Here is a 21,065-nt window from a genome sequence, read left to right as displayed (position 1 = left end):
CTTTAACTAGCTTGTCTTTTTTCCACTGTATTAGCTTCGATTTCGTAAAATTCAGTCAAACTAATGATATCTTCAACGTCTTGCCTAGCAGTCACAAATTCTGCATTGGTTAAGCCTTTGTATTCCCCTGTCTCGCGCAGTTCCGTTAGCATTTTTTTCATGAAATGAAAGGCACTACATAAAACAACTTGTGCTTCAATACAAGCGACATAGCCCATATCAATTAATTCTTGACGTGTAAATAACGGTCTGCCATCCCGATTGCCACGACTTTGTACATAAATGAGCGGGATTTTGCAACGTTTAGGTGCTTGAACGGCATCATCTAAATTTCTTGGAAAAAGTAAACCTAAATCAGCACCTACATCTGCAGCTGCATTGATTCGAAAGACGGCTTCATCAAGTCCAGCAGAGCGACAAGTATCGGTTCTTGCGATGATGACAAAGTTCGGATCGAGTCGATCGCGCTCTTTACAAGCGTATGCAATTTTTTCAATATACTCTTCTCTAGAAATACCGTGCACAACGTATTTATGATAGTGAGCACGTTTCGGGAATACCTGATCTTCAATATGTATTCCGGCTACTCCAGCACGAATAAACTCACTGACTGTCCGCATGGTATGAAGTGAATCGCCCCATCCTGCACCTGCATCAGCAATGAGAGGGATATTGACTTTGCCAGTAATGTCTTGTGCCATTTTGACTTGCTCAGTCATCGTCATTAAAGGCTCTGTGATGGCTGAAGATGCACCAGATACGTAGCCACCAATAAATACGGCTTCAAATCCTAAAGACTCTACTAATCTTCCTTGAAGTGGATCACATACTGAAGGTAAGTGTAAAAAAGTATTTTTTGCAAGTAATTGGCGCAACTGTAAAGTATTATTTAACATAAAATTTCAAGAGATGAAGATAGAAAAAATCAAAAACTTCAGTTGGATTTCTTAAGATTTAATTTCAAGAAAAACAACTGAAGTATCAAAGTTAAATTTTTATTTAATTGGAGAGAATTCAGTTGGCTCCATAAAGACGGATTGTACTTTTACAACAATCGGACCATTTGTCATTGAAGCTTCTCTAGCGGCAATCCATTCTGGATCTTTTTGAAATGCTTCCCAATTTTTTTTGGCTTGTTCACGACTTGGATGCGCAACAATATAAACAAGCGTGTTCGGTTGGTCTGTTGGAATCCAATAACCGATATTGGTAATGCCATGTCTTTCAAACAATCGTGTAGTATGATTTTTAAAGCGAGCAACCACATCGCCTAATCTGTTTTCGTGACTGGTATAAGTTCTTAATTCGAAAACGCGTTGTGATGGGTTCGTTTGCGCATTAACTAGGCAAGAACTAAATACGGAAATAGTAAGGCCAATACTAAGAATTACTTTGAGTAATAATTTGTTCATCTGTGTCTCCAGAAAAATGTTTTTTTATTTAATTTATACAACTGAATCTATTCTAACGAAAAAATATCATGATGGGCATTTATCAAGCATTCAAAGAATACTGTAATAAAGTTATTCGATTTAGTAAGTTTAAGATCTATGTTTTATGGTTTGCATTAAAAAATCCCGATACGCCTAAGTTAATGAAATTTTTAGGTTTTGTGGTCCTTCTATACGTGTTAAGTCCTATTGACTTGATTCCTGACTTTATTCCTGTTCTTGGATATTTAGATGAGTTAATCTTGGTATCATTGATGGTTAGTGTTTGCCTATACTTTATTCCTCAATATGTCATGGACGATTCCATCGCTTTAGCAAAAGAATTAATCAAGAAAGAAGAGCGCTTACCGAAATTAAAATGGGGTGCAATCCTGATTGCTTTAATTTGGTTAGGAATTATTTGGTATATTTTGACTTATACAAATGCTGTTAAATACTTTTTATAAAATTATTCATGAAAAAAAATCTACTCATCGCTTCTTTATTTTTAAGCACTAGTTTTTCTTTTTTATCCTTTGCCGCACCCTTGGCATTTGTTTCTAATGAAGGTTCAGGAAGCATTAGTGTGATTGATTTAGAGAAAAATATAGTGATCAATACGATGGACTTGTCCGGTAAGCCACGAGGGATTTTTGCTGCGCCGAATAGCCCATTTATTTTTGTTACTGAGTTTACAAAAGAACAGTTATTAAAAATAGATGTCGCAAGCCAAAAAATTATTCAACAAGCAACGTTGGGTAAATCGCCAGAAGCTCTTTATGTCTCGAAAGACGAGCAGTGGATTACAGTGGCAAATGAAGAAAGTAATAGTGTTTCTTTAATAGACGTTAAGACTCTCAAAACTGACAGTCAGATTCCGGTGGAGGGTAAAAATCCAGAGCACGCAGTCATGTCCCCAGATAATCGATGGATTTATGTCTCAGCTGAGGATGCCGATAAGGTCGATGTAATTGATGTTCAATTACGTAAGCAAGTTGCCCAAATCCAAGTAGGAAAAAGACCAAGGGGGATCAGTTTTACACCTGACGGAAAAACTGTGATTGTCGCATGCGAAATCGAGAGTAAGACTTACCTGATTGACGTATCAACAAAAACTGTAAAAGCAGTTATAAACACTGGACTTCGTAGCAATGGAGTCAGTATTCATCCGAATGGCAAGTTTGCTTATGTTTCGAATGGTGGGGACGGCACGGTCGCTTTGTTGGATATTGAAAAACAAAGCCTAATCAAAACGATTCCAGTTGGTAAAAGACCATGGAATATGGCCATCACTCCAGACCAAAAGAAATTACTCGTAGCCAATGGTCGCAGTAATTCAGTAACAGTAATTAATTTAGATTCGAATGAAGCAGAAACAGAAATTGCTGTTGGAAGTCTACCTTGGGGCGTTGCGATTAAATAATCTTTAAAACCACATTCGAGTCAGGATATTTTTCTTATCGATTAAAAGATGTTTAAGAACTGCAAGAACATGTATCGCAATTAGAGTCAGTAGAACGATGACACTGATTTCATGAACTTCTTTCATGATTTCTTTAAGCCCATCATTCGCCATCAAAAACTTTGGTAATTCGATACCAAAATATTTAATAGGATATTTTGAAAAAGAGGATCCTAAGAATCCACTGAGTGGTACGCAGATCATGGAGATATATAGAGCAAAGTGCCCCACTTTAGCGAGCATCTTTTCATTCGGCTTTAAAAACTCTGGTAACGCTGGCGGACGATGCGTGAGTCGCCAGATAATTCTTAAGAGAATAAATAAGCCAATCGTGATACCAACTGATTTATGCACATTAAACCAACCAGCACGTAGACCTGGCGGGGTTTTAGGTAATTCTGTCATCCAGTATCCCAGCGCTAATTGCGTGAGGATGGCCATACCAATGATCCAGTGCAAAATGATTAAGCCATAGTGATAAGGTTTTGAGAGCTGCATGATTAATTGTTGTGATGAAATAAAAATAAGGACCAGTTGAATAACTGGCCCTTAGATTGATTTAGTCTTTCATTACTGCAAAAGTCCAAACGGCCGCACCTGGCTGAACTTTACCAGCTGTTTCGCGGCGAAGAGATGTTCCTGTAGCAAGACCAGATAAAACAGTCACATATTGACGACCACCTAAAGTATAAGTAATCGGCTGTGCATTAATGGCTGAACCAGTCTGGAATTCCCAAAGAACTTTACCTGTGTTTTCATCAATCGCGACAAACTCACCTGAGATTTTGCCAGTGAAGACAATGCCACCACCAGTTACTAAAGTACCAGACCAAATTGGGAATTCAACTTGAGGAATTCTCCAATCAGCTTTTACAGAAACTGGATCGAGGGCACCAAAGTAGCCCCACGGTAACTTCGGATCACGTTCTTTGGTTGAGTTCGTTGCGCCCATGTAGCGCTCACCTGGTTTATAGTTTGGTGCTGCTTGATTATTCAGCTGATAAATCGCTGTTTCTTCTTGCATTGGTAAATAAACTTTTTGTTTATTCGGGTTATAAGCCATTGGCGACCAATTTTTACCACCTGTCCAACGGGGTTGTAATTCAACCTTTTCGCCAGCCCGAAGTCTTGCTGCAATATCCGTTTCTTCAACTCTACCAAAGCTTGGATCAATGGTTGGTTTTGCCCAATTTACAGGAACATAAGCGTGACCGGCGATTAACTTACCGTTGGTACGATCGAGGACATACATAAATCCGTTACGGTCAGCATGTAACAAGGCTTTTCTTTTTTGACCAAAAATAGTCATATCAGCTAGGATATTTTCATTGACGCCATCAAAGTCATAGGTCTCAGCTGGAGTCCATTGATAATGCCAAACAAGTTCGCCTGTTTTAGGACGAATGGCAATAACCGAAGCAACATATAAATTATCTCCTGGACGCCAAGTGTTATTCCAAGGACCACCATTGCCAGTTCCCCAGAAAGTTAAATCAAGTTCAGGATCATAAGAGCCAGTAATCCAAGTTGAACCACCACCATGCAGATAAGAGTTATCATTTGGCCAAGTTTCACTACCTTTTTCACCAGGCGCAACGGTCGTGAAACGTCTCCATAACTCTTTGCCAGTTTGTGGGTCATAACCAGCTACGAATCCGCGAACGCCGTACTCTCCACCAGTCATCCCCGTCATGAGCACACCATTGGCTACCGTTGGTGCACTCGTAATCGAATATCCATCTTTCCACTCGGCCACTTTTGTACGCCAAAGTTGCTTACCAGTTTTAGCGTCCAGTGCTTTAATATAAGAATCAAGTGAGGCTACAAAAACCTTACCATCATAAATGGCAACTCCGCGATTCGAGAGTCCACAACAAACTATTCTTGCAGCTTCTTTTTCCCAATCAATCGGCGTTGCCCAAATTTGACGTCCAGTTTTAATATCGATCGCAACGGTTTGTTGTACGTTGGACACGTACATTACTCCGTTATAAACCATCGGTTGTGCTTGTTCACCAACGTTGTTATTTAACGAGTGGCTCCAGACGGGAACTAATTTCTTGATATTCGCCTTAGTAATTTGTTTCAAGGGACTAAAACGTTGTTGGTGATAACCCATTCCATAGGTTAAAACGTTATCTGTGTTTCCACCTTTATTACCATCGGCAATTAATTCTTGTTGGGTTTGAGCTTGCGTTACTGTGCAGATTATGACAGTACTTAAGCCGAGTAATAGATACATCAATTTCTTCATTGTGGTCTCCATGAGATATGAGTTGAATTAATTTTTATTATTATTGCTCCAATTTAGCCTACTTTTACCTCAAGTGTCTATAAATTTTGACACGTCTAAATAGATACCCTAATAGACAGTTTTTTTAAATGTCGTATCGTAGCGGTTGTAGGAGACAACAAAAACCATCGAGAATCACGATTCAATTACTCGAGAAAATGAAAATGAAAATTACAAAATTAAGTACACATAAGGATCAGTCACTGACTGAAAATCTATTAGATGAACCAATCGTTTCATCTAATAGTCACAAGTTTCCAGAAAACCCCAAGCGTGAACTCGACCGAAGAAAGTTCATGCAAACAAGCTTACTTGCTTTAGCAAGTTCTCCAGCGATGGTGATGGCAGATGAATCAATTAAAAATGATTTTCCAGCCTGGTCGACAACCCCTGGTAAGGGTCTTAATGAATATGGCCAGCCGTCTAAATTCGAGGCAACTACGAAAAGAGGGATTGCTAAAGCCTATGGTGATTTAGCTCCTGGCACTGGATCAGCAAGGACGCCGATTGAAAAGTTAGAGGGCATCATTACACCAAGTGGCCTGCATTTTGACCGCAGCCATAATGGTACTCCAGATATTGATCCAACGAAACATCAATTGAGTATTCATGGTTTGGTGGATAGACCTCTCAATTTTTCGATAGAAAATTTATTGAGATATCCGATGATCTCAAGAACGTACTTTGTCGAATGCGCAGGAAATAGTGCTGTGAATATTATTGCTCCGAAACCAGTTCAAGCAACTGCAGGAACTTTACATGGCCTCATTTCATGTAGTGATTGGACCGGCATTCCTTTATCGGTTTTACTAAGGGAAGCTGGAGTTAATCCTTCTGGTAAGTGGGTGCTAGCAGAAGGTGCTGATGCTCCTGGGATGAGTCGTAGTTTTCCGATCGAAAAGGCGATGGATAACGCCTTGATTGCGCTTTATCAAAATGGCGAAAAAATCAGGCCTGAACAAGGTTATCCAATGCGGTTACTCCTTCCTGGTTGGGAAGGTAATATGAATGTGAAGTGGTTAAGAAGTTTAAAAATTACGGCTGAACCTACTCACACCAAGGATGAAACTTCTAAATATACTGATCCACTGCCAAATGGTAAGGCCAGACAATTTACTTTTGAACTAGGTGTTAAATCCATTATTACAAAGCCATCTGGGTTGATGAAACTGCCAAGTAAGGGCTTTTATGAAATTAGTGGTATTGCCTGGTCGGGAGCAGGGAAAGTTGCTAGAGTCGAAATTTCTACTAACGGCGGTAAAGATTGGTTTGACGCCATGATTGATGGTCCAAATCATGCATTTAGTTTGGTTCGGTTTAGAGCACCTTGGAATTGGAATGGAGAGCCTGCATTCCTGCAAAGTAGAGCGATCGACGAGAGAGGCAATATTCAACCGACCCGTGCTGCTTATAAAGCGAATAACGCGGTTGATGGACGTTATCACAACAATACCATCGTGACATGGGCAGTACTGGCTGACGGGAGTGTACAAAATGCATATCTATAAAAAAACCTTTTTGTCGGTCTTGGTTTTAGGATCAATGATTGCTTGCACAACAGCCCAACATCAAGCAAGTCCTAATTTAGGTCAGCCAATGTCTGCGCTTGAAATTAAAAAACTGGATATTAGTATTGGTCCAGATGGTGTTGGCTTGCCAGTCGGTTCAGGTAATGCAAAGCTTGGTGCAAAGGTGTATGAAGCACAGTGCGTATCTTGCCATGGTGTTAAAGGCCAAGGAAAACCCGTTGATGCACTAGTTGGTGGAATCGGAAGTTTAAGTACGGATAAGCCCGTTAGAACGGTAGGCAGTTTTTGGCCTCATCCGACAACCTTATTTGATTACACGAGAAGATCCATGCCACTGCAAAGTCCTAAATCTTTGACCAATAATGAAGTGTATGCAGTAAGTGCTTATATTTTATTTTTGAACGGCATTATTAGTGAAGATTATGAATTAAATCAGCAAAATTTAGCTCAAGTAAAAATGCCAAATCGTGATGGTATGATTGATTTTTCTAAAGAGAAAGCAGTTACTTATAAGTAGTATTGAATCAGTTTTTGTAGTTAAGTAAGTTATAAATTAAAACGTCCAAAGAGACGAAATTGGTGATGAGTGCAATGTAATGATCTCATCGTTATCAAAAAAATCAAAAGGAGACAAATCCATGAAATTCATTGGATTAAAAGGTGGCTTGAAATTAGCCACAGCAATTATTGCATTAACTTTAGCGCCTTTAAGCTTTTCGCAATCGCTGCAGGACTTAAGAAATGACCCGAAGAATGCTGAAAATGTTTTAACTTATGGCATGGGGTACAACCAACAACGCTATAGTGATTTACTACAAATTAACAAAGATACCGTTAAACGCTTAGTGCCGGTTTGGAGTACTTCTCTCGGCAGTAATTATGGTGAGCAAGGCCAACCTTTGGTCTACAACGGTGTCATGTATCTGGTGAATGCAGAGTATACCGTTGCAATTAATATCGAAACTGGTCAGCAGATTTGGCGCACGAAAGTAGATTGGGATCCCGCCACACCTAGAGTTGTCTGTTGCGGTATTACCAATAAAGGTTTGGCAATTTACAACGGGAAAGTTTTCCGTGGCACTTTAGATGCACATATGGTTGCTTTGGATCAAAAAACAGGTAAACAAGTTTGGAAAACGAAAATTGCTAATTGGCAGGAAGGTTTTACGATTACGTCTGCTCCTCTGATTGCAAACGGCGTTTTAATTACCGGTATCTCCGGCGCTGAGTTTGGTGTCAGAGGCTTTTTGGATGGTCTAGATCCTGAAACAGGTAAGCAACTTTGGCGTAAATATACGATTCCTGCACCGGGTGAAAAAGGTAATGAAACATGGCCTAAAGGTGACGCTTATTTACATGGCGGTGGTTCTACTTGGATTACAGGTTCTTACGACCCTGATTTAGACACCGTATATTGGGGTATCGGTAATGCAGGTCCTTGGGCGCCAGGTGGCAGACCAGGAGATAACCTCTATACAGCTTCTGTACTGGCATTAAATCCCAAAACAGGAGATATTAAATGGCACCGCCAAATTGTTCCTAACGAAATGTTTGACTTAGACGCAGTGTGGGAATGGATTGTTGGTGATATTAATTACAAAGGAACCACTAGAAAAGTGATTATGCATTTATCACGTGGTGGATTCTTGTACGTGGTTGATCGTAGAAACGGCGAGTTACTATCTGCTAAGCCTTATGAGAAGATTAATTGGGCTACGCATGTGGATATGAAAACAGGACGTCCTGTTGAGTCTGGGGTGTCTAAAAAAGTTCGTGCAGGTGAACAAATTGAATTATGGCCTGGTCAATGGGGTGCTAAAACTTGGGGACATGCAGCCTTTAATCCTCATGATGGACTCATTTATACGAATACTACTCATGCCTCACGCTTAGTTAAATTTGAGCCAGTTGAATATAAAGTTGGTCAGCGTTATGTGGGCTTACAAAATTCTCCTGCACCAAGAGATCCTAAAGAGCCGATTGGTCATATGGAAGCGATTGATCCGATTACAGCAAAAGCGAAATGGCGTGTACCTTTAATGGACATTCCTAATTACTCTGCTGTATTAGCAACTGCGGGTGGTTTGATGTTTACAGGCAAAGAAACGGGTGAACTTGTGGCACTCGATATGCAAACAGGCAAGCAATTGTGGGAGTATAAAACAAGCTCGGGTATTAATGCCCAACCAATTACTTACTTACATAATGGCAAACAATACATTGCTGTGCAGTCTGGTATTGGTGGCGTAAACGTTGTCAGGATGGGACCGCAACTGAAAGATATCCCTAGGGGTGGCTCGGTAGTTGTTTTTGCTTTAATGGATAAATAATCGAAAGACGATGATGAAAAAAATAATTGCTACTTTTGCGATAGTTTGCTCAATCAGTTTGAGTGTCTTCGCGCAGACCAATCAAGATTTAATCGCTAACGGAAAAACAGGTTCAACCGACGAAGTCCTTACCTATGGTATGGGATATAACCAAAACCGCTATAGTCCCTTGAGTCAAATTAATAAAGATAACGTGAAAAAACTCGTGCCAGTATGGAGTCTCGGTATGGAAAACGAGTTAGGCGAACAAGCCCAACCAATGATTCATGATGGTGTCATGTATGTGAGTGATGCCAAGTGGACCATTGCCATTGATGCCGTATCTGGCAAACAATTATGGAGAACTGCAGTTGATTATGATCCAGATACGCCAAGGGTCGTCTGTTGTGGTGTATCCAATAAAGGGGTTGCTCTTTATAAGGGGATGGTTTTTAGAACTACTTTAGATGCGCACGTTGTGGCACTCGATCAAAAGACCGGCAAACAAATTTGGAAGCAAAAGGCTGCAGAATGGAAAGAAGGTTATTCTTTAACTGCAGCTCCACTTCTTGCCAATGGCGTTCTCATGACCGGTTGTTCTGGGGCTGAGTTTGGTGTGCGTTGCTTTATTGACGGCTGGGAGCCAGAAACAGGTAAGCATTTATGGCGTCGTTGGACGATTCCTGGGCCAGGTGAAAAAGGTCATGAAACTTGGATTCCTTCAGAGTCCTATAAAAATGGTGGCGGTAGTGCTTGGATTACTGGTTCTTATGATCCTGAATTAGATTTGGCTTATTGGGGAACTGGTAATGCTGGACCTTGGAATCCGGCTAATCGAAAGGGTGATAATTTATATTCTGCTTCGATCTTAGCCATTCGTCCAAGTACTGGTGAAATTGTTTGGCATTATCAGGTAGTGCCAAATGATGTTTTTGACTGGGATACAGTTTGGGAATTAGTATTAGCTGATATTAAGGTGGAAGGTCAAAACCGTAAAGTAGTCATGCAACTGAATCGTAATGGATTTTTATATGTTCTCGATAGAACGAATGGTAAATTGATTTCCGCTAAGCCTTATGAGAAAGTCAATTGGGCAACGCATGTTGACATGGCAACTGGGCGTCCAGTGGAGTCAGAGGAAACGCAAAAGTTAAGGGCTGGTGAAAAAATTCAGATGTGGCCAAGTACGCGTGGTGCAAAAAATTGGCAACACGTTGCGTTTAATCCTAATACTGGTTTAGTTTACGCTTCGACCAATCACGGTTACTCAAATTATCGATTTGTACCGCTTGCTGAGTTTAAGCCAGGCTTTAGATACCAAGGGATTGAAAATTCATATTCTCCGATTAATCCAGATACAGTAGCCGGCCATATTGAGGCAATTGATCCTCTAACTGCAAAACCAAAATGGCGGATGCCTTTAGTTGGTCAGGTTATTGGCTCATCAATCATCGCAACCGGAGGAGGATTATTATTCACCGGGAAGCATACTGGTGAGGTTATTGCCATTGATGCCGATAAAGGAGAGGTCGTTTGGGAGTTTAAAACACCTTCAGGTGTGAACTCTAATCCAATCACTTGGAGTAAAAATGGCAAACAATACATTACGGTGTTATCAGGCATTGGTGGTGTTGTTTCAGGTTTGAGAGGCTTGCCAGATATTCCTAAAATGGGCTCAATTTGGACTTTTGCTTTAATGGAGTAAGGATTAGATGTTTTTTAAAAAAATACTTGTAGTTAGTTGTTTAAGTTTTCTGTTGTCAGATTTAGCATTTGCGCAAGAGGAAGTTTTTTCTAAAGAGTCGATTGAAAAGGGTCGGGGAATTTATTCACAAAATTGCTCGCCCTGTCATGGTCCCCAGATGGCGGATCCACAAGGAGCTTTTGATTTAAGAACATTCCCCCCAGAGCAACGCAACCGTTTCTTTTATTCGGTAACGAATGGTAAAAATGGTATGCCTCCCTGGGGAGGTCTTTTTAATAAAGAAGAAATCGCTACCCTTTGGGCTTATGTCATGGCAGGTGAAAAGACTAAGTAGGATCATCAAGTCAACATTTATGTTTAATTGAATCATGCTCAGAAATTGGCATGATTCAATTCCTCTACTCGCCAAATAACTATAGATAGATCACTAAGAGAGATGAACACTTATCTATCTGCATCTGAGTTTCATTTAACGGGCATTTTCCAGTTCTAGCTTTTTGTTTATTTTGTCTCGGTCTACATCCATACCGCCATACATTTTGCGCCAGTAATCGTAGTTTTGTTCAACTTCACCAACTCTTTACAGGCTTGGACTAGTGTTTTTCAATTGGCAGCAAAAATTCGATCAAATTAATGATGGTTTTTTGGGATTAATATGCCAAAGTCTTCTAGCTTGTAATATACTTTTCAAAGAAATCAAATAAAAATTTGTACTAAAGGAGACCTGCTTGAAGCAAATTTATGTTGCCGTTATTGGTGCCTGTGGGAGTTGCGTCTTTCGTGCTGAAATAGCATATAGAAATCCATTATTTAAAAACTGCTATATGGCTGAAACGACCATTAGTATTAATGGTTGATGCAAAAAGCGATATTTATTCCTAAATTATTTATCTAATTAGAAAATATTCAATAACACTGGAGATCAACTCATGAAACGATTATTACAACTAATCACAATCGTATTTGCCGCACAATCTTTTATGGTTAATGCTCAGGATGCAAACTATCCGAACCGGCCAATTACTTGGATTGTGCCGATGGGGGCGGGTGGAACTTCAGATGTGTTTGCTAGAACCATACAGCCCTTTATGACGAACTATCTTGGGCAACCAATGGTTGTTGATAATAAGGCTGGTGCCAATGGAGTTTTAGGGGAAGATTTAGGATTCAATGCAAAGCCTGATGGTTATACAATCATTTTTTCTTCAGCCTCGGTTGCTGCCAACCCATTTTTACGTAAAACTAACTATGATCCTAGAAAGTTTGTTCCTGTTATTTATTTAGGTAACGTTTATCTAATTTTGTTGGCAAATTCTGATGTCAAGGCAAATAATTTAAAAGAGTTCGTTGAGATGGTAAAAACGAAGCCACCAGGAACTATTAATTATTCCTCATGGGGTGTTGGTGGTATGGGCCATTTAGCAACCGAATTATTAAATATTGAGGCGAAGATTAATTTATCGCATATCCCTTATAAGTCATCTCCAGAGGCTGTAACAGCCGCTATTTCTGGACAAACTCAAGTAACATTCCAAACTACATCACTAGCGATACCACAAATTAAAGCAGGTAGATTACATCCTTTAGCAGTTGCTGCACCTAATCGTTTGCCAGATGCACCAGATATTCCTACTGTTGGTGAAATGGGTTACCCAGGCATTAAGATTGATACGTGGTTCGGTATTTTTCTTCCGCCCAATACACCAAGACCGATTGTTGATCGTTTAAATAAAGCTTTCCAAGCAGCGATTACTGATCCCGAGATTAAAGTAAAGTTAGAAGCTAAAGGGATTTATCCTAAAGGCGGAACCCCAGAAGATTTCCAGAGCTATTTCCAATCCGAGATGAGAAAATTCAACCGCATTGTAACTGAAGCAAAAATTGAATCAGAATCAAAATAGTTAAGAAGCTGATTTTTATTGGGGATGGAAGTAGCAATTAGACCTGCATTGATGGAGTTTTTTGAGCATAGTTTAGAGCTGAGATTTGGAAAGTTGTTGAGTGACTACCCTGTTTGATTATAGATTCAGAATTACTATATAAAAAAATAATGAGGAGATATCAATGAAAATAATAAAGTTATTTGCCGTTTTATTTAGCGCTTTCATCGTCAGTTCTTCTTTTGCTGAAGATCCATATCCCAACAGGCCAATTAATTTAATCGTACCGAATCCTCCTGGAGGGTCTTCTGACGCCAATGCAAGAGTGCTTAGCGAGCTTTTGCAAAAGCCATTGAAACAACCTTTGATCGTTATATTTAAGGCTGGAGTAGGTGGTCAGATTGGTAATTCATTTGTAGCCAAGTCAAATCCGGATGGGTACAACATTTTGATGGGTTTATCCTCGATTATGGTATCCCCTGATGCTGAACGAGTACAAGGTAAAACTTCACTCTATGAAGTCGATCAGTTAGTCCCAGTAGCGATGATTTCCAATGACCCGATGGTCATGCTGGTTAACTCTAGTTCGCCATGGAAAACCTTAGCGGATGTAGTTAAAGCAGCAAAAGAAAAACCTAACACTATTAATTACTCTTCTTCGGGTAATTTTGGACCGATTCATTTATCTGTGGTGATGTTTGAACATGCTGCAGGAATCAAATTAACCCAAGTACCATTTGGTGGCGGTGGTCCATCGATGATGGCGTTGCTAGGTAATCAAGTCGAAATTACTACTGCTATTCCGTCGGTCGCTATCCCGCAAATACAATCAGGAAAAGTGCGCGCAATTGCTGTTTCAGGACCAAGAAGAATCAAGCAATTACCAAATATACCTACCTACCGTGAGTCTGGCTACGATGCAGAATTTAATATTTGGAATGGTCTTTTTGTACCTCAAGGTACCCCAGAACCAATTATTAAAACATTACGCGATGCCGTCCGTGAAGTAGCCAACTCTGGCGAAATGGAAAATGCGATGCAACAAAGAGGGATGATTTATGAATATCTTGATATGCCAGAGTTCAGAAAATTTGCCAAAGAAGATGGGGCTCGCATGGTAAATGCCGTTAAAAAAATCGGTAAGTTAAATTAAGAGGGGCAAAACAACTCATCGAAGAACCAGTATTGTTTCGAATAGCCTTAAATATATCGAAGTGATTGGTGAATTTACTAAGGGAAGTGAATTAGGCGTTATCGCCTAATTTATTTCTTAGGTTAGGTCAATTGTGCTTTATGAAGTTGTGCTTTACTGAGTACTTAAACTGAGCACTTAAACTTAGTACCTATATCTTGCGCCACCATCGATGTTAATCACTTCACCACTAATGTATTTACCGCTGTTTGATGCTAAAAATACGGCAAGATCAGCTACTTCAGAGGGTTCGCCCATTCGGCCAAAAGGCAAATTACTAACTACCTTTTCGTAAGCCTTACGGTCAACTTCGTTTTTAGGATGCAGAATACCTTCAGTCCTAGAGGTACGAATTAGACCAGGACTAATACCAACTACGCGGATATTGTCGTTGACGCTTTCAGAACCAATCGCATTATTAAATGCAACCAGAGCCGCATTCGCAGTTGAAGTACCAATCGATTTAAAGTTCAAACGCTCGGCAGCCATCCCGATAATATTGATGATGACACCACCATTTTCGTTTTTTGCCATAAAGGGATAAATATGGCGGGTTAGGAAAATAGTAGACATCACTTTACCTTCCCAGGCATCTCTAAATTGAACGGGGTCAATATCAAATAAACTACCCCGACCCATCGCGCCTGCTGAGTTCACTAAAACATCAACTTTGGGAAAAAAGTCAGATAGTTCTGATAAGTTTTTCTCTTCAGAAAGATTTACAGCCCGTACTTGGACTGGCACATTAAATTCTTTCTCAAGAGCATCTTTAGCAGCGTTCAGTGAAACGATATCTCTGGCAACTAATATCAGAGAAGCGCCTTGTTTAGCAAAGGCACTGGCAATACCAAAACCAATACCCTTTGAACCACCAGTGACGAGTACAACTTTGTTTTTTAATTCTGAGTACATAAATGACGACTTTCTTTTTAGTAAATTTATTCAGGTTTAATATTCAATGATTGAATGATTTGACCCCAAGTTTGACTCTCGTTTGCGATAAATTGGGCAAATTGTTGTGGATTATAGTCGCGTGATTCTGCGCCAATATCCAAGAGTCTTTTTTGCATTTCCGGGGATTTCATGATTTTTACAATTTCAGCATTCAATTGATTGACGATTGCTGGTGGAGTTTTAGCCGGTAAAAATAGACAATACCACTCGTAAGTCACAATGTTAGGATAGCCAGATTCTGCAATGGTTGGAATATCTGAGAACACTTCAGGTCGTTTCGAACCAGTGGTTGCTAGCGGTCTGAGTGTGCCAGCTTTAATGTGTGGCAAAGTAGCTGTCGGACTATTAATAAAAACTTGGAAACGATTCGCCAGTAAATCTGCTAGCGCCGGACCGCCACCTTTGTAAGGAACACTAAGGACGTCAATCTTCGCTTCTTTTTTAAGGTATTCCATTGTTAAATGGCCTGAAGATAAACCACCAGGTTGACCGTATGCTAGTAGCCCAGGATTCGCTTTTGCGTAAGTGATGAGTTCTTGAAAGTTTTTTGCCGGCACACTGGAATGTACCGTTAGTAGACCTGGCATAATCCCGACGACTGCGAGCGGAATAAAATCTTTCTTTGAGTCATAAGGTAAAGATTTGGCAATATAGGGATTAATCACATGAGAACTAATTAGCATAGCCATGGTATAACCATCTGGTGCTGCTTTAGCGAGCTCACTCGTACCAATAATTTGATTTGCTCCAGGTTTGTTTTCGACAATGACGGTTTGACCCAAAGCTTTGCCTAGCTCAATAGCAAGTGATCTAGCTAGATAATCGTTCGTTGCACCAGGTGCAACCGGCACAATAATGCGTAAGTTTTTATTTGGGAAATCCGCAGCTTCGACTGCACTGATAAAACGTGTCAGCAGAAAAAAGGATAAGAAAATCCATTTGTATAGGCTACGCTGCATCGCTTTGGCTCCAATAAAGTTAATTTAGGATGTTTTAGTAAAGCGTTTTTTACTTGTCTCGAGGACAAGTATAATACGAAACACACCATCTAAAAAAACAATAGGAGACATAACGTGGCAGATAAGCCTCTAGGAATAGCTGTAATTGGCGCTGGACGAATAGGGACTCTGCGCGCAAGACTTGCTGCAAAACATCCCTCCGTTGGATTCTTAGCGATCTCAGATATAAATCTTGACAAAGCAAAGACCTTAGCAGAAACCTGTAACGCCAATTTTTACTCAGACAACAATGAGGAGGTCATTTCTAGACCTGAGGTGAATGCAGTCATCGTATCGACCCCTGAACAATTACACGCTGCACCAATCAAAAAAGCGCTTGAACTCGGTAAGCCCGTTTTAGTAGAAAAACCCATTTCATTTTCTCTGCAAGAGGCAGATGAGATTTTAGAAGTTCTCAAAAGAACGAATGGTAAATTAAATATCGGCTATAGCCGACGCTTTAAAGAGTGTTACCTTCGCGCTAAAGAGCAAGTACTTCACCAGCGTCTTGGGAAAATTATTGGTGGCACGGCAAGGGTCTATAACTCCCGCGCGCAGGCCTTCTCGATTTTAAAGCGTGACCCTCATGCCACCCCAGTGGTGGATGTGCTGACGTACTATGTTGATTTAATGTGTTGGCTTTTAGAGGATCAAGCAACTCCTGTGGAGATTATTGCAAGGGGACAAACCGGTATTTTTAGAGAAGCTGGTTTTCCGATTGATGATGTGACCTGGGCAATTATTACTTTCTCAGACGGAGCAGTGATTAACTTAGGTATCAGTTATGCATTACCAGAGAGATATCCGACTTTAGGTCAGTCAGATCGCCTCGAACTATTAGGCCTTGAAGGCACTATGATTATTGATGATGATCACATGGATCACATTTTGTATTCTGACCGCGGAGTGCCACATGCCTATGTTCCTGATCATCAGGTGAATATGGCTTTTTTAGGAAGTAATACTGCTGGTGATTGGGCTTGTGGGGATTTTTGGGGGCCACTAGGTAATGAGACACGCTCCTGGTTAGACGCTTTAATTACTGGTCAGCCAACGATGCATACGACACCAAATCAAGCGCGGATCAATTTAGAAACTACTCTCGCCATTGAGTTGGCTGTAAGGACTGGTGAAGCAGTAAGGTTGCCACTACCAAAATAAGCTATGTTTTCAAAATTCTTTTTCTTATTAGCTCTTCTGATTTGCTCTGTGATAGCCAATGCACAGAATTATCCGAATCATACCGTCAAAATTATCGGTCCAGGTGCTGGCTCTGGTACCGATATTACCGCTAGGATTCTTGCTAAGTCGCTTAATAAATTATGGGAGCAATCGGTCATTATCGAAAACAAACCCGGTGCTGGTGGAACTGTAGGAATTAGTGCGGTTGTGAATTCTCCCCCGGATGGTTATACACTTCTCGCCCAATCAGCAACCTATGTGATTAATCCCGCGGTGTACAAAAATTTACCTTACGACGTCACTAAAAGTTTAATAGAAATTGATATGATCGCAACGAGCCCTTATATCCTAGTGACTGCGAGTTCATCAAAAATACAATCTTTGGATGATTTCATTAAAGAAGCTAAAAATCGTTCGAGTGATTTCACATTTAGTTCAGCAGGTGTTGGTAGCTCAACCCATTTGGCTTCTGAGTATTTGAATCAAACCACCAATATCAAAGCGCTCCATATTCCCTATAAATCGACTCCTGAAGCGATGCAAGATGTGATTTCTGGGCGTGTAACGTATTTAATGGCACCTTACGAAACTGCCTTGCCACAAATTCAATCGGGTAAGTTAAGAGCTTTGGGCATTTCTAGTAAGACTAGGGTAGAAGGATTGCCACAGGTGCCTACGATTGCTGAGCAATTAAATAATAATTTTGAAATGAATTTTTGGGTTGGCTTATGGGCCCCCATGGCTACACCAGCTCCAATCATTAAAAAATTAAAAGAAGATGTCACCAGGGTCTTAAATGATCCAGAAACAAAGTCTGCTTTTAATACGGCTGGAATTACAGTGAAATCTATGGGGCAAACCGCCTTTACCAAGTTTGTGCGAGAAGAAATCACCAAGTATCAAAGCATCGCTAAAATAGCGGGAATCAATCCTCAATAAAGAAATGAAATAAGAATAATGAAACATCTAAGACTTCCCCAAATTTTACTTACCGTCGCATTATTAGTTGGTAGCAATTTAGCAATTGGTCAAACGGATTATCCTAATCGACCTGTCAAGGTAATTGCACCGCAAGCTACAGGTGGTGGAGTTGATATTGTGGGGCGGTTTATGGCCGATAAAATGCGCCAGGCGATGGGCCAGTCTTTTATTATTGACAATCAAGCTGGAGCTGGTGGTGCCATTGCCGCAAAAATGACTATGCGTGCGCCTGCCGATGGTTATACGCTGATGATTGGTTATGTTGCGACCCATGGGACCAATCCAGCGGTAAAGAAAAATATTTATGACTCAGTCAAAGACTTTACGCCGATTGCCATGTTTGGTGGTACGCCAAATGTGATTGTGGTGGCAAAGGGTGTACCCGTCAAAAATCTCAAAGAATTAGTGGCTTACTCTAAAAAACAATCTTTGAATTACGGTACATCTGGAATCGGTACCTTAAATCATTTGCTCATGGAGCAGTTTAAATTTGCGGCATCCATGCCTGCCTTAATGGTGCCCTATAAAAGTATCGGTCAGGCATTTACTGATTCAGTCGGTGGATCGATTCAAGTGATTTTTCCTGGATTATCTGCTGCCATGCCTCATATCCGAAACGGTACTTTAATCCCACTAGCAGTGACCGGCAATACTCGTAGCTCATTATTGCCAGATACACCGACTTTTAAAGAATTAGGTTTCGATGGTTTTGATGGTTTAACTTGGTATGGCTTAGTGGGACCTGCTAAGTTACCTGACGAGATTAAGAAAAAAATTAATTCTGAAGTTAATAAATTATTAACCCAAGCAGATGTCAAAAAGTTTTTTGTCGAACAGGCTCTAACGCCAATGCCCATGTCACCTGATCAATTTGAAGATTACATGTCAAAAGAAGTTGTTCATTGGACAAAAGTAGCTAAAGATAGCAATATTACTGCGGAATAATGATGAAAAATATACCTACAATTAGCGTATCTGAAGTTTTAGCGCAGGCATTTATTGATATGCCGCAAGAATTACCAACAGAAGTTCAAATCTTAGTTGATTCTCTCATCATCGATGTGGCTGGTTTATGTGTGGCTGCTCGGCATGCAGATTATGTTGGCGCGTCATTTCGCGCAACTTTTGAGCCCGGTCAGTGTACCGTGATTGGTCATGCACAAAAGGGCAATGTTTTTACAGCATGTTTTGTGAATGGTACAGCGACACATGGTGAAGATTACGATGACACCTTTGAGGGGGGGCCGATTCATGCGGGAGCAGTCATTGTTCCTGCAGTTCTGGCTGCCTGTGAGCAACACGGTTTATCTGGCAGTGATCTAGCTCGCGGGATTGCAATTGGCTCAGAAGTCATGTGCCGCCTATGTTCAGTTGCACCTAAACTGGTCCATAAAGCAGGCTTTCATCCAACTGCCGTGTTTGGTGCGATTGGTGCTGCGGCAGGTGTCGCGAGTGCTCTTGGACTGAGTAAAGAGCAGTGGGTAAATGCTTTGGGTATTGTTGGTAGTATGGCCTCCGGCATTATCGAGTACTTGGCAGAAGGGACGTGGACCAAAAGAATGCACCCTGGTTGGGCTGCGCACTCAGGGTACAGAGCGGCTCGCTTGGCGCAAGAAGGCTTCACTGGACCAAGAACCTTATTTGAAGGGGAGCATGGGTTTTTCCATGCTTTTGCCAACCAAGATGATAATCATTTTGATGAGATGTTAGCCGATGTGGGAACTAAATGGCTTTGCGCTGATATGGCATTTAAACCCTACGCTTGTGGCACGATGGCTCACCCTTATATTGATTGCGCTCGTAAACTCGTAGCCCAAGGATTGCAAACAAAGGATATCGAAAGTATTGAATGTAATACGGCCGAAGGGATTGTGCACCGCTTGTGGGAGCCTCTGAATAACAAGAGAAATCCACCCAATGGCTACGCTGCAAAATTTAGTATTCCTTACGCGATTGCAGTTGGTATGATTCGGGATGATGCTGGTTTGATTGACTACGAGGAAAGTGTTGTACATGACCCTCAGATTCGTGAGTTAACCAATAAAATTTCTTACAAAATTGATCCTAATAATCCTTATCCAAAAAAATTCATTGGCCATTTAAAAGTAACACTCAAAAATGGCGAAGTATTAGAGGCTTATCAGGGACATTTTCGTGGGGGTAAGGATGAACCCATGTCAATCGATACTTTAGAACAAAAGTTCAAAGCAAATTGCATCTATGGTGGTTGGAATTTACCAGAAATTCAGCAAGCTTTGGAGCAAATTAAAGCTATCCGCAGAACTACAACCGTAACAGCCGCTCAACTAGCGCAATAATTAATTTTTGGATAAAGAATGACTACAAAATTACTGCAAGACCGTGTTGCGATTGTTACTGGTTCAGTTAAAAATATTGGTAGAGCAATTGCAATCTCTCTTGCAAAAGAAGGTGCTCAGGTAGTTATTAATGCACGCTCACATAGCGAACAGATGGATGAATTAGTCCATGAAATTAATCAACTTGGGACTGGCGCCAAAGCAGTCGGTATTGCCGCTGATATTAGTAATGTGGAAGGGGCAAAACAATTAATCGAAGAATCAGTTAAGGCTTTTGGGAAAATTGATATCTTGATTAACAATGCGGCGCTTCGAAGACATACTCCTTTTGCAGAGTTGGAATGGGAAGACTGGCGCGAGGTCATGGGTACCATTTTGGACGGCGCTTATTTATGTGCAAAGGCAGCTCTGCCTTATTTGAAAGAGTCATCAATGGGCTCAATTGTTAATTTTGGTGGCTTATCTGCGCATACTGGATCCAAAGAAAGAGCGCATGTTGTGACCGCCAAGATGGGTCTTATCGGTTTAACTCGGGCGCTTGCGCATGATTTAAGTGAGTTTGGTATTACAGTAAATTGTGTCGTGCCTGGATTGATCGATACCGTTCGCGGCGAGAGTGCAGGAAGTGGCACTCCTGAACATCACGGTAAGAATAAAACGCTCTTCGGGCGCAGAGGTTCAATAGAAGAAGTTGCTAATTTAGTCGAGTTTTTGTGCGGCCCCAAGGCAAGATACATTACTGGTCAAACTATCCACGCCAATGGCGGGGCATATTTAGCTTAGTAAATTAGCTTAATCACTTATCTCAAGTAATTAAGCTAAATAAAACCGA

The 21,065-nt window shown here is 40.7% G+C and carries 20 protein-coding genes; 14 read left to right on the top strand and 6 right to left on the bottom strand.

Features of this window, described 5'->3' with window-relative positions; all coding sequences use genetic code 11:
• Positions 1-2 precede the first annotated feature (2 nt).
• Together AOC35_RS09155 and AOC35_RS09150 are read right to left on the bottom strand one after the other, a co-directional pair.
• Positions 3-896 (bottom strand): isocitrate lyase/PEP mutase family protein, encoded by an 894-nt coding sequence (locus AOC35_RS09155; RefSeq protein WP_108646786.1) that lies wholly within the window; start codon positions 894-896, stop codon positions 3-5.
• Positions 897-995: 99 nt separating this feature from the next.
• Positions 996-1,412: an NIPSNAP family protein gene (locus AOC35_RS09150; protein ID WP_108646785.1), complete on the bottom strand. Its 417-nt coding sequence runs from the start codon at positions 1,410-1,412 to the stop codon at positions 996-998.
• 71 nt (positions 1,413-1,483) lie between these two features.
• Between AOC35_RS09150 and AOC35_RS09145 the strand changes: the two genes are divergently transcribed.
• Complete coding sequence (locus tag AOC35_RS09145; RefSeq protein WP_159077538.1) at positions 1,484-1,897, top strand: YkvA family protein; 414 nt, start codon at positions 1,484-1,486, stop codon at positions 1,895-1,897.
• An 8-nt stretch (positions 1,898-1,905) separates the two neighbouring features.
• Complete coding sequence (locus AOC35_RS09140) at positions 1,906-2,853, top strand: YVTN family beta-propeller repeat protein (protein ID WP_108646783.1); 948 nt, start codon at positions 1,906-1,908, stop codon at positions 2,851-2,853.
• Between the two features lie 3 nt (positions 2,854-2,856).
• On the opposite strand, the gene AOC35_RS09135 is transcribed toward AOC35_RS09140, so the two are convergent.
• The gene (locus tag AOC35_RS09135; protein ID WP_108646782.1) at positions 2,857-3,390 is read right to left on the bottom strand and encodes a cytochrome b; all 534 of its coding nucleotides are present in this window, start codon (positions 3,388-3,390) and stop codon (positions 2,857-2,859) included.
• Positions 3,391-3,451: 61 nt separating this feature from the next.
• Positions 3,452-5,146, bottom strand: coding sequence for a PQQ-dependent dehydrogenase, methanol/ethanol family (locus AOC35_RS09130; RefSeq protein WP_211307499.1), 1,695 nt, complete (start codon positions 5,144-5,146; stop codon positions 3,452-3,454).
• Between the two features lie 203 nt (positions 5,147-5,349).
• Here AOC35_RS09130 and soxC point away from each other — a divergent pair, with 203 nt between their 5' ends.
• The 7 genes from soxC to AOC35_RS09095 all read left to right on the top strand — a co-directional run bounded on the left by soxC (position 5,350) and on the right by AOC35_RS09095 (position 13,761).
• The gene (gene soxC / locus AOC35_RS09125; RefSeq protein WP_108646781.1) at positions 5,350-6,693 is read left to right on the top strand and encodes a sulfite dehydrogenase; all 1,344 of its coding nucleotides are present in this window, start codon (positions 5,350-5,352) and stop codon (positions 6,691-6,693) included.
• Positions 6,680-7,231, top strand: a complete 552-nt coding sequence (locus tag AOC35_RS09120; protein ID WP_108646780.1) for a c-type cytochrome — start codon at positions 6,680-6,682, stop codon at positions 7,229-7,231. Before soxC ends, AOC35_RS09120 begins: the two co-directional genes overlap by 14 nt.
• A 121-nt stretch (positions 7,232-7,352) precedes the next feature.
• On the top strand, positions 7,353-9,044 hold the full coding sequence (locus AOC35_RS09115; RefSeq protein WP_159077537.1) for a PQQ-dependent dehydrogenase, methanol/ethanol family: 1,692 nt from the start codon (positions 7,353-7,355) through the stop codon (positions 9,042-9,044).
• Positions 9,045-9,057: 13 nt separating this feature from the next.
• Positions 9,058-10,728 carry a PQQ-dependent dehydrogenase, methanol/ethanol family gene (locus AOC35_RS09110; RefSeq protein ID WP_108648791.1) on the top strand — a complete coding sequence of 557 codons (1,671 nt, stop codon included), beginning with the start codon at positions 9,058-9,060 and terminating at the stop codon, positions 10,726-10,728.
• A gap of 52 nt (positions 10,729-10,780) precedes the next feature.
• Complete coding sequence (locus AOC35_RS09105; RefSeq protein WP_159077536.1) at positions 10,781-11,062, top strand: c-type cytochrome; 282 nt, start codon at positions 10,781-10,783, stop codon at positions 11,060-11,062.
• A gap of 595 nt (positions 11,063-11,657) precedes the next feature.
• The gene (locus AOC35_RS09100) at positions 11,658-12,629 is read left to right on the top strand and encodes a Bug family tripartite tricarboxylate transporter substrate binding protein (protein WP_108646777.1); all 972 of its coding nucleotides are present in this window, start codon (positions 11,658-11,660) and stop codon (positions 12,627-12,629) included.
• Between the two features lie 163 nt (positions 12,630-12,792).
• Complete coding sequence (locus AOC35_RS09095) at positions 12,793-13,761, top strand: Bug family tripartite tricarboxylate transporter substrate binding protein (RefSeq protein WP_108646776.1); 969 nt, start codon at positions 12,793-12,795, stop codon at positions 13,759-13,761.
• A gap of 183 nt (positions 13,762-13,944) precedes the next feature.
• Here AOC35_RS09095 and AOC35_RS09090 read toward each other — a convergent pair whose 3' ends face one another.
• Complete coding sequence (locus AOC35_RS09090; RefSeq protein ID WP_108646775.1) at positions 13,945-14,712, bottom strand: short-chain dehydrogenase/reductase; 768 nt, start codon at positions 14,710-14,712, stop codon at positions 13,945-13,947.
• Between the two features lie 26 nt (positions 14,713-14,738).
• Positions 14,739-15,713 (bottom strand): Bug family tripartite tricarboxylate transporter substrate binding protein, encoded by a 975-nt coding sequence (locus tag AOC35_RS09085; protein WP_108646774.1) that lies wholly within the window; start codon positions 15,711-15,713, stop codon positions 14,739-14,741.
• A 114-nt stretch (positions 15,714-15,827) separates the two neighbouring features.
• Between AOC35_RS09085 and AOC35_RS09080 the strand changes: the two genes are divergently transcribed.
• Genes AOC35_RS09080 through AOC35_RS09060 form a run of 5 tightly spaced genes read left to right on the top strand, consistent with a single transcriptional unit; the run spans position 15,828 to position 21,016 of the window.
• Positions 15,828-16,913: a Gfo/Idh/MocA family protein gene (locus tag AOC35_RS09080; RefSeq protein ID WP_108646773.1), complete on the top strand. Its 1,086-nt coding sequence runs from the start codon at positions 15,828-15,830 to the stop codon at positions 16,911-16,913.
• Positions 16,914-16,916: 3 nt separating this feature from the next.
• Positions 16,917-17,873: a Bug family tripartite tricarboxylate transporter substrate binding protein gene (locus AOC35_RS09075; protein ID WP_108646772.1), complete on the top strand. Its 957-nt coding sequence runs from the start codon at positions 16,917-16,919 to the stop codon at positions 17,871-17,873.
• An 18-nt stretch (positions 17,874-17,891) separates the two neighbouring features.
• Positions 17,892-18,860 (top strand): Bug family tripartite tricarboxylate transporter substrate binding protein, encoded by a 969-nt coding sequence (locus AOC35_RS09070; protein WP_108646771.1) that lies wholly within the window; start codon positions 17,892-17,894, stop codon positions 18,858-18,860.
• Between the two features lie 2 nt (positions 18,861-18,862).
• Positions 18,863-20,233: an MmgE/PrpD family protein gene (locus AOC35_RS09065; RefSeq protein ID WP_245898472.1), complete on the top strand. Its 1,371-nt coding sequence runs from the start codon at positions 18,863-18,865 to the stop codon at positions 20,231-20,233.
• Between the two features lie 18 nt (positions 20,234-20,251).
• Positions 20,252-21,016, top strand: coding sequence for an SDR family NAD(P)-dependent oxidoreductase (locus AOC35_RS09060; protein WP_108646770.1), 765 nt, complete (start codon positions 20,252-20,254; stop codon positions 21,014-21,016).
• Positions 21,017-21,065 lie beyond the last annotated feature (49 nt).

The organism is Polynucleobacter rarus (assembly GCF_003072505.1).
In the GTDB taxonomy this organism is placed as follows: domain Bacteria; phylum Pseudomonadota; class Gammaproteobacteria; order Burkholderiales; family Burkholderiaceae; genus Polynucleobacter; species Polynucleobacter rarus.
Note: the sequence above shows the minus strand (reverse complement) of the source record. Positions and strands in the feature narration are given on the sequence as shown.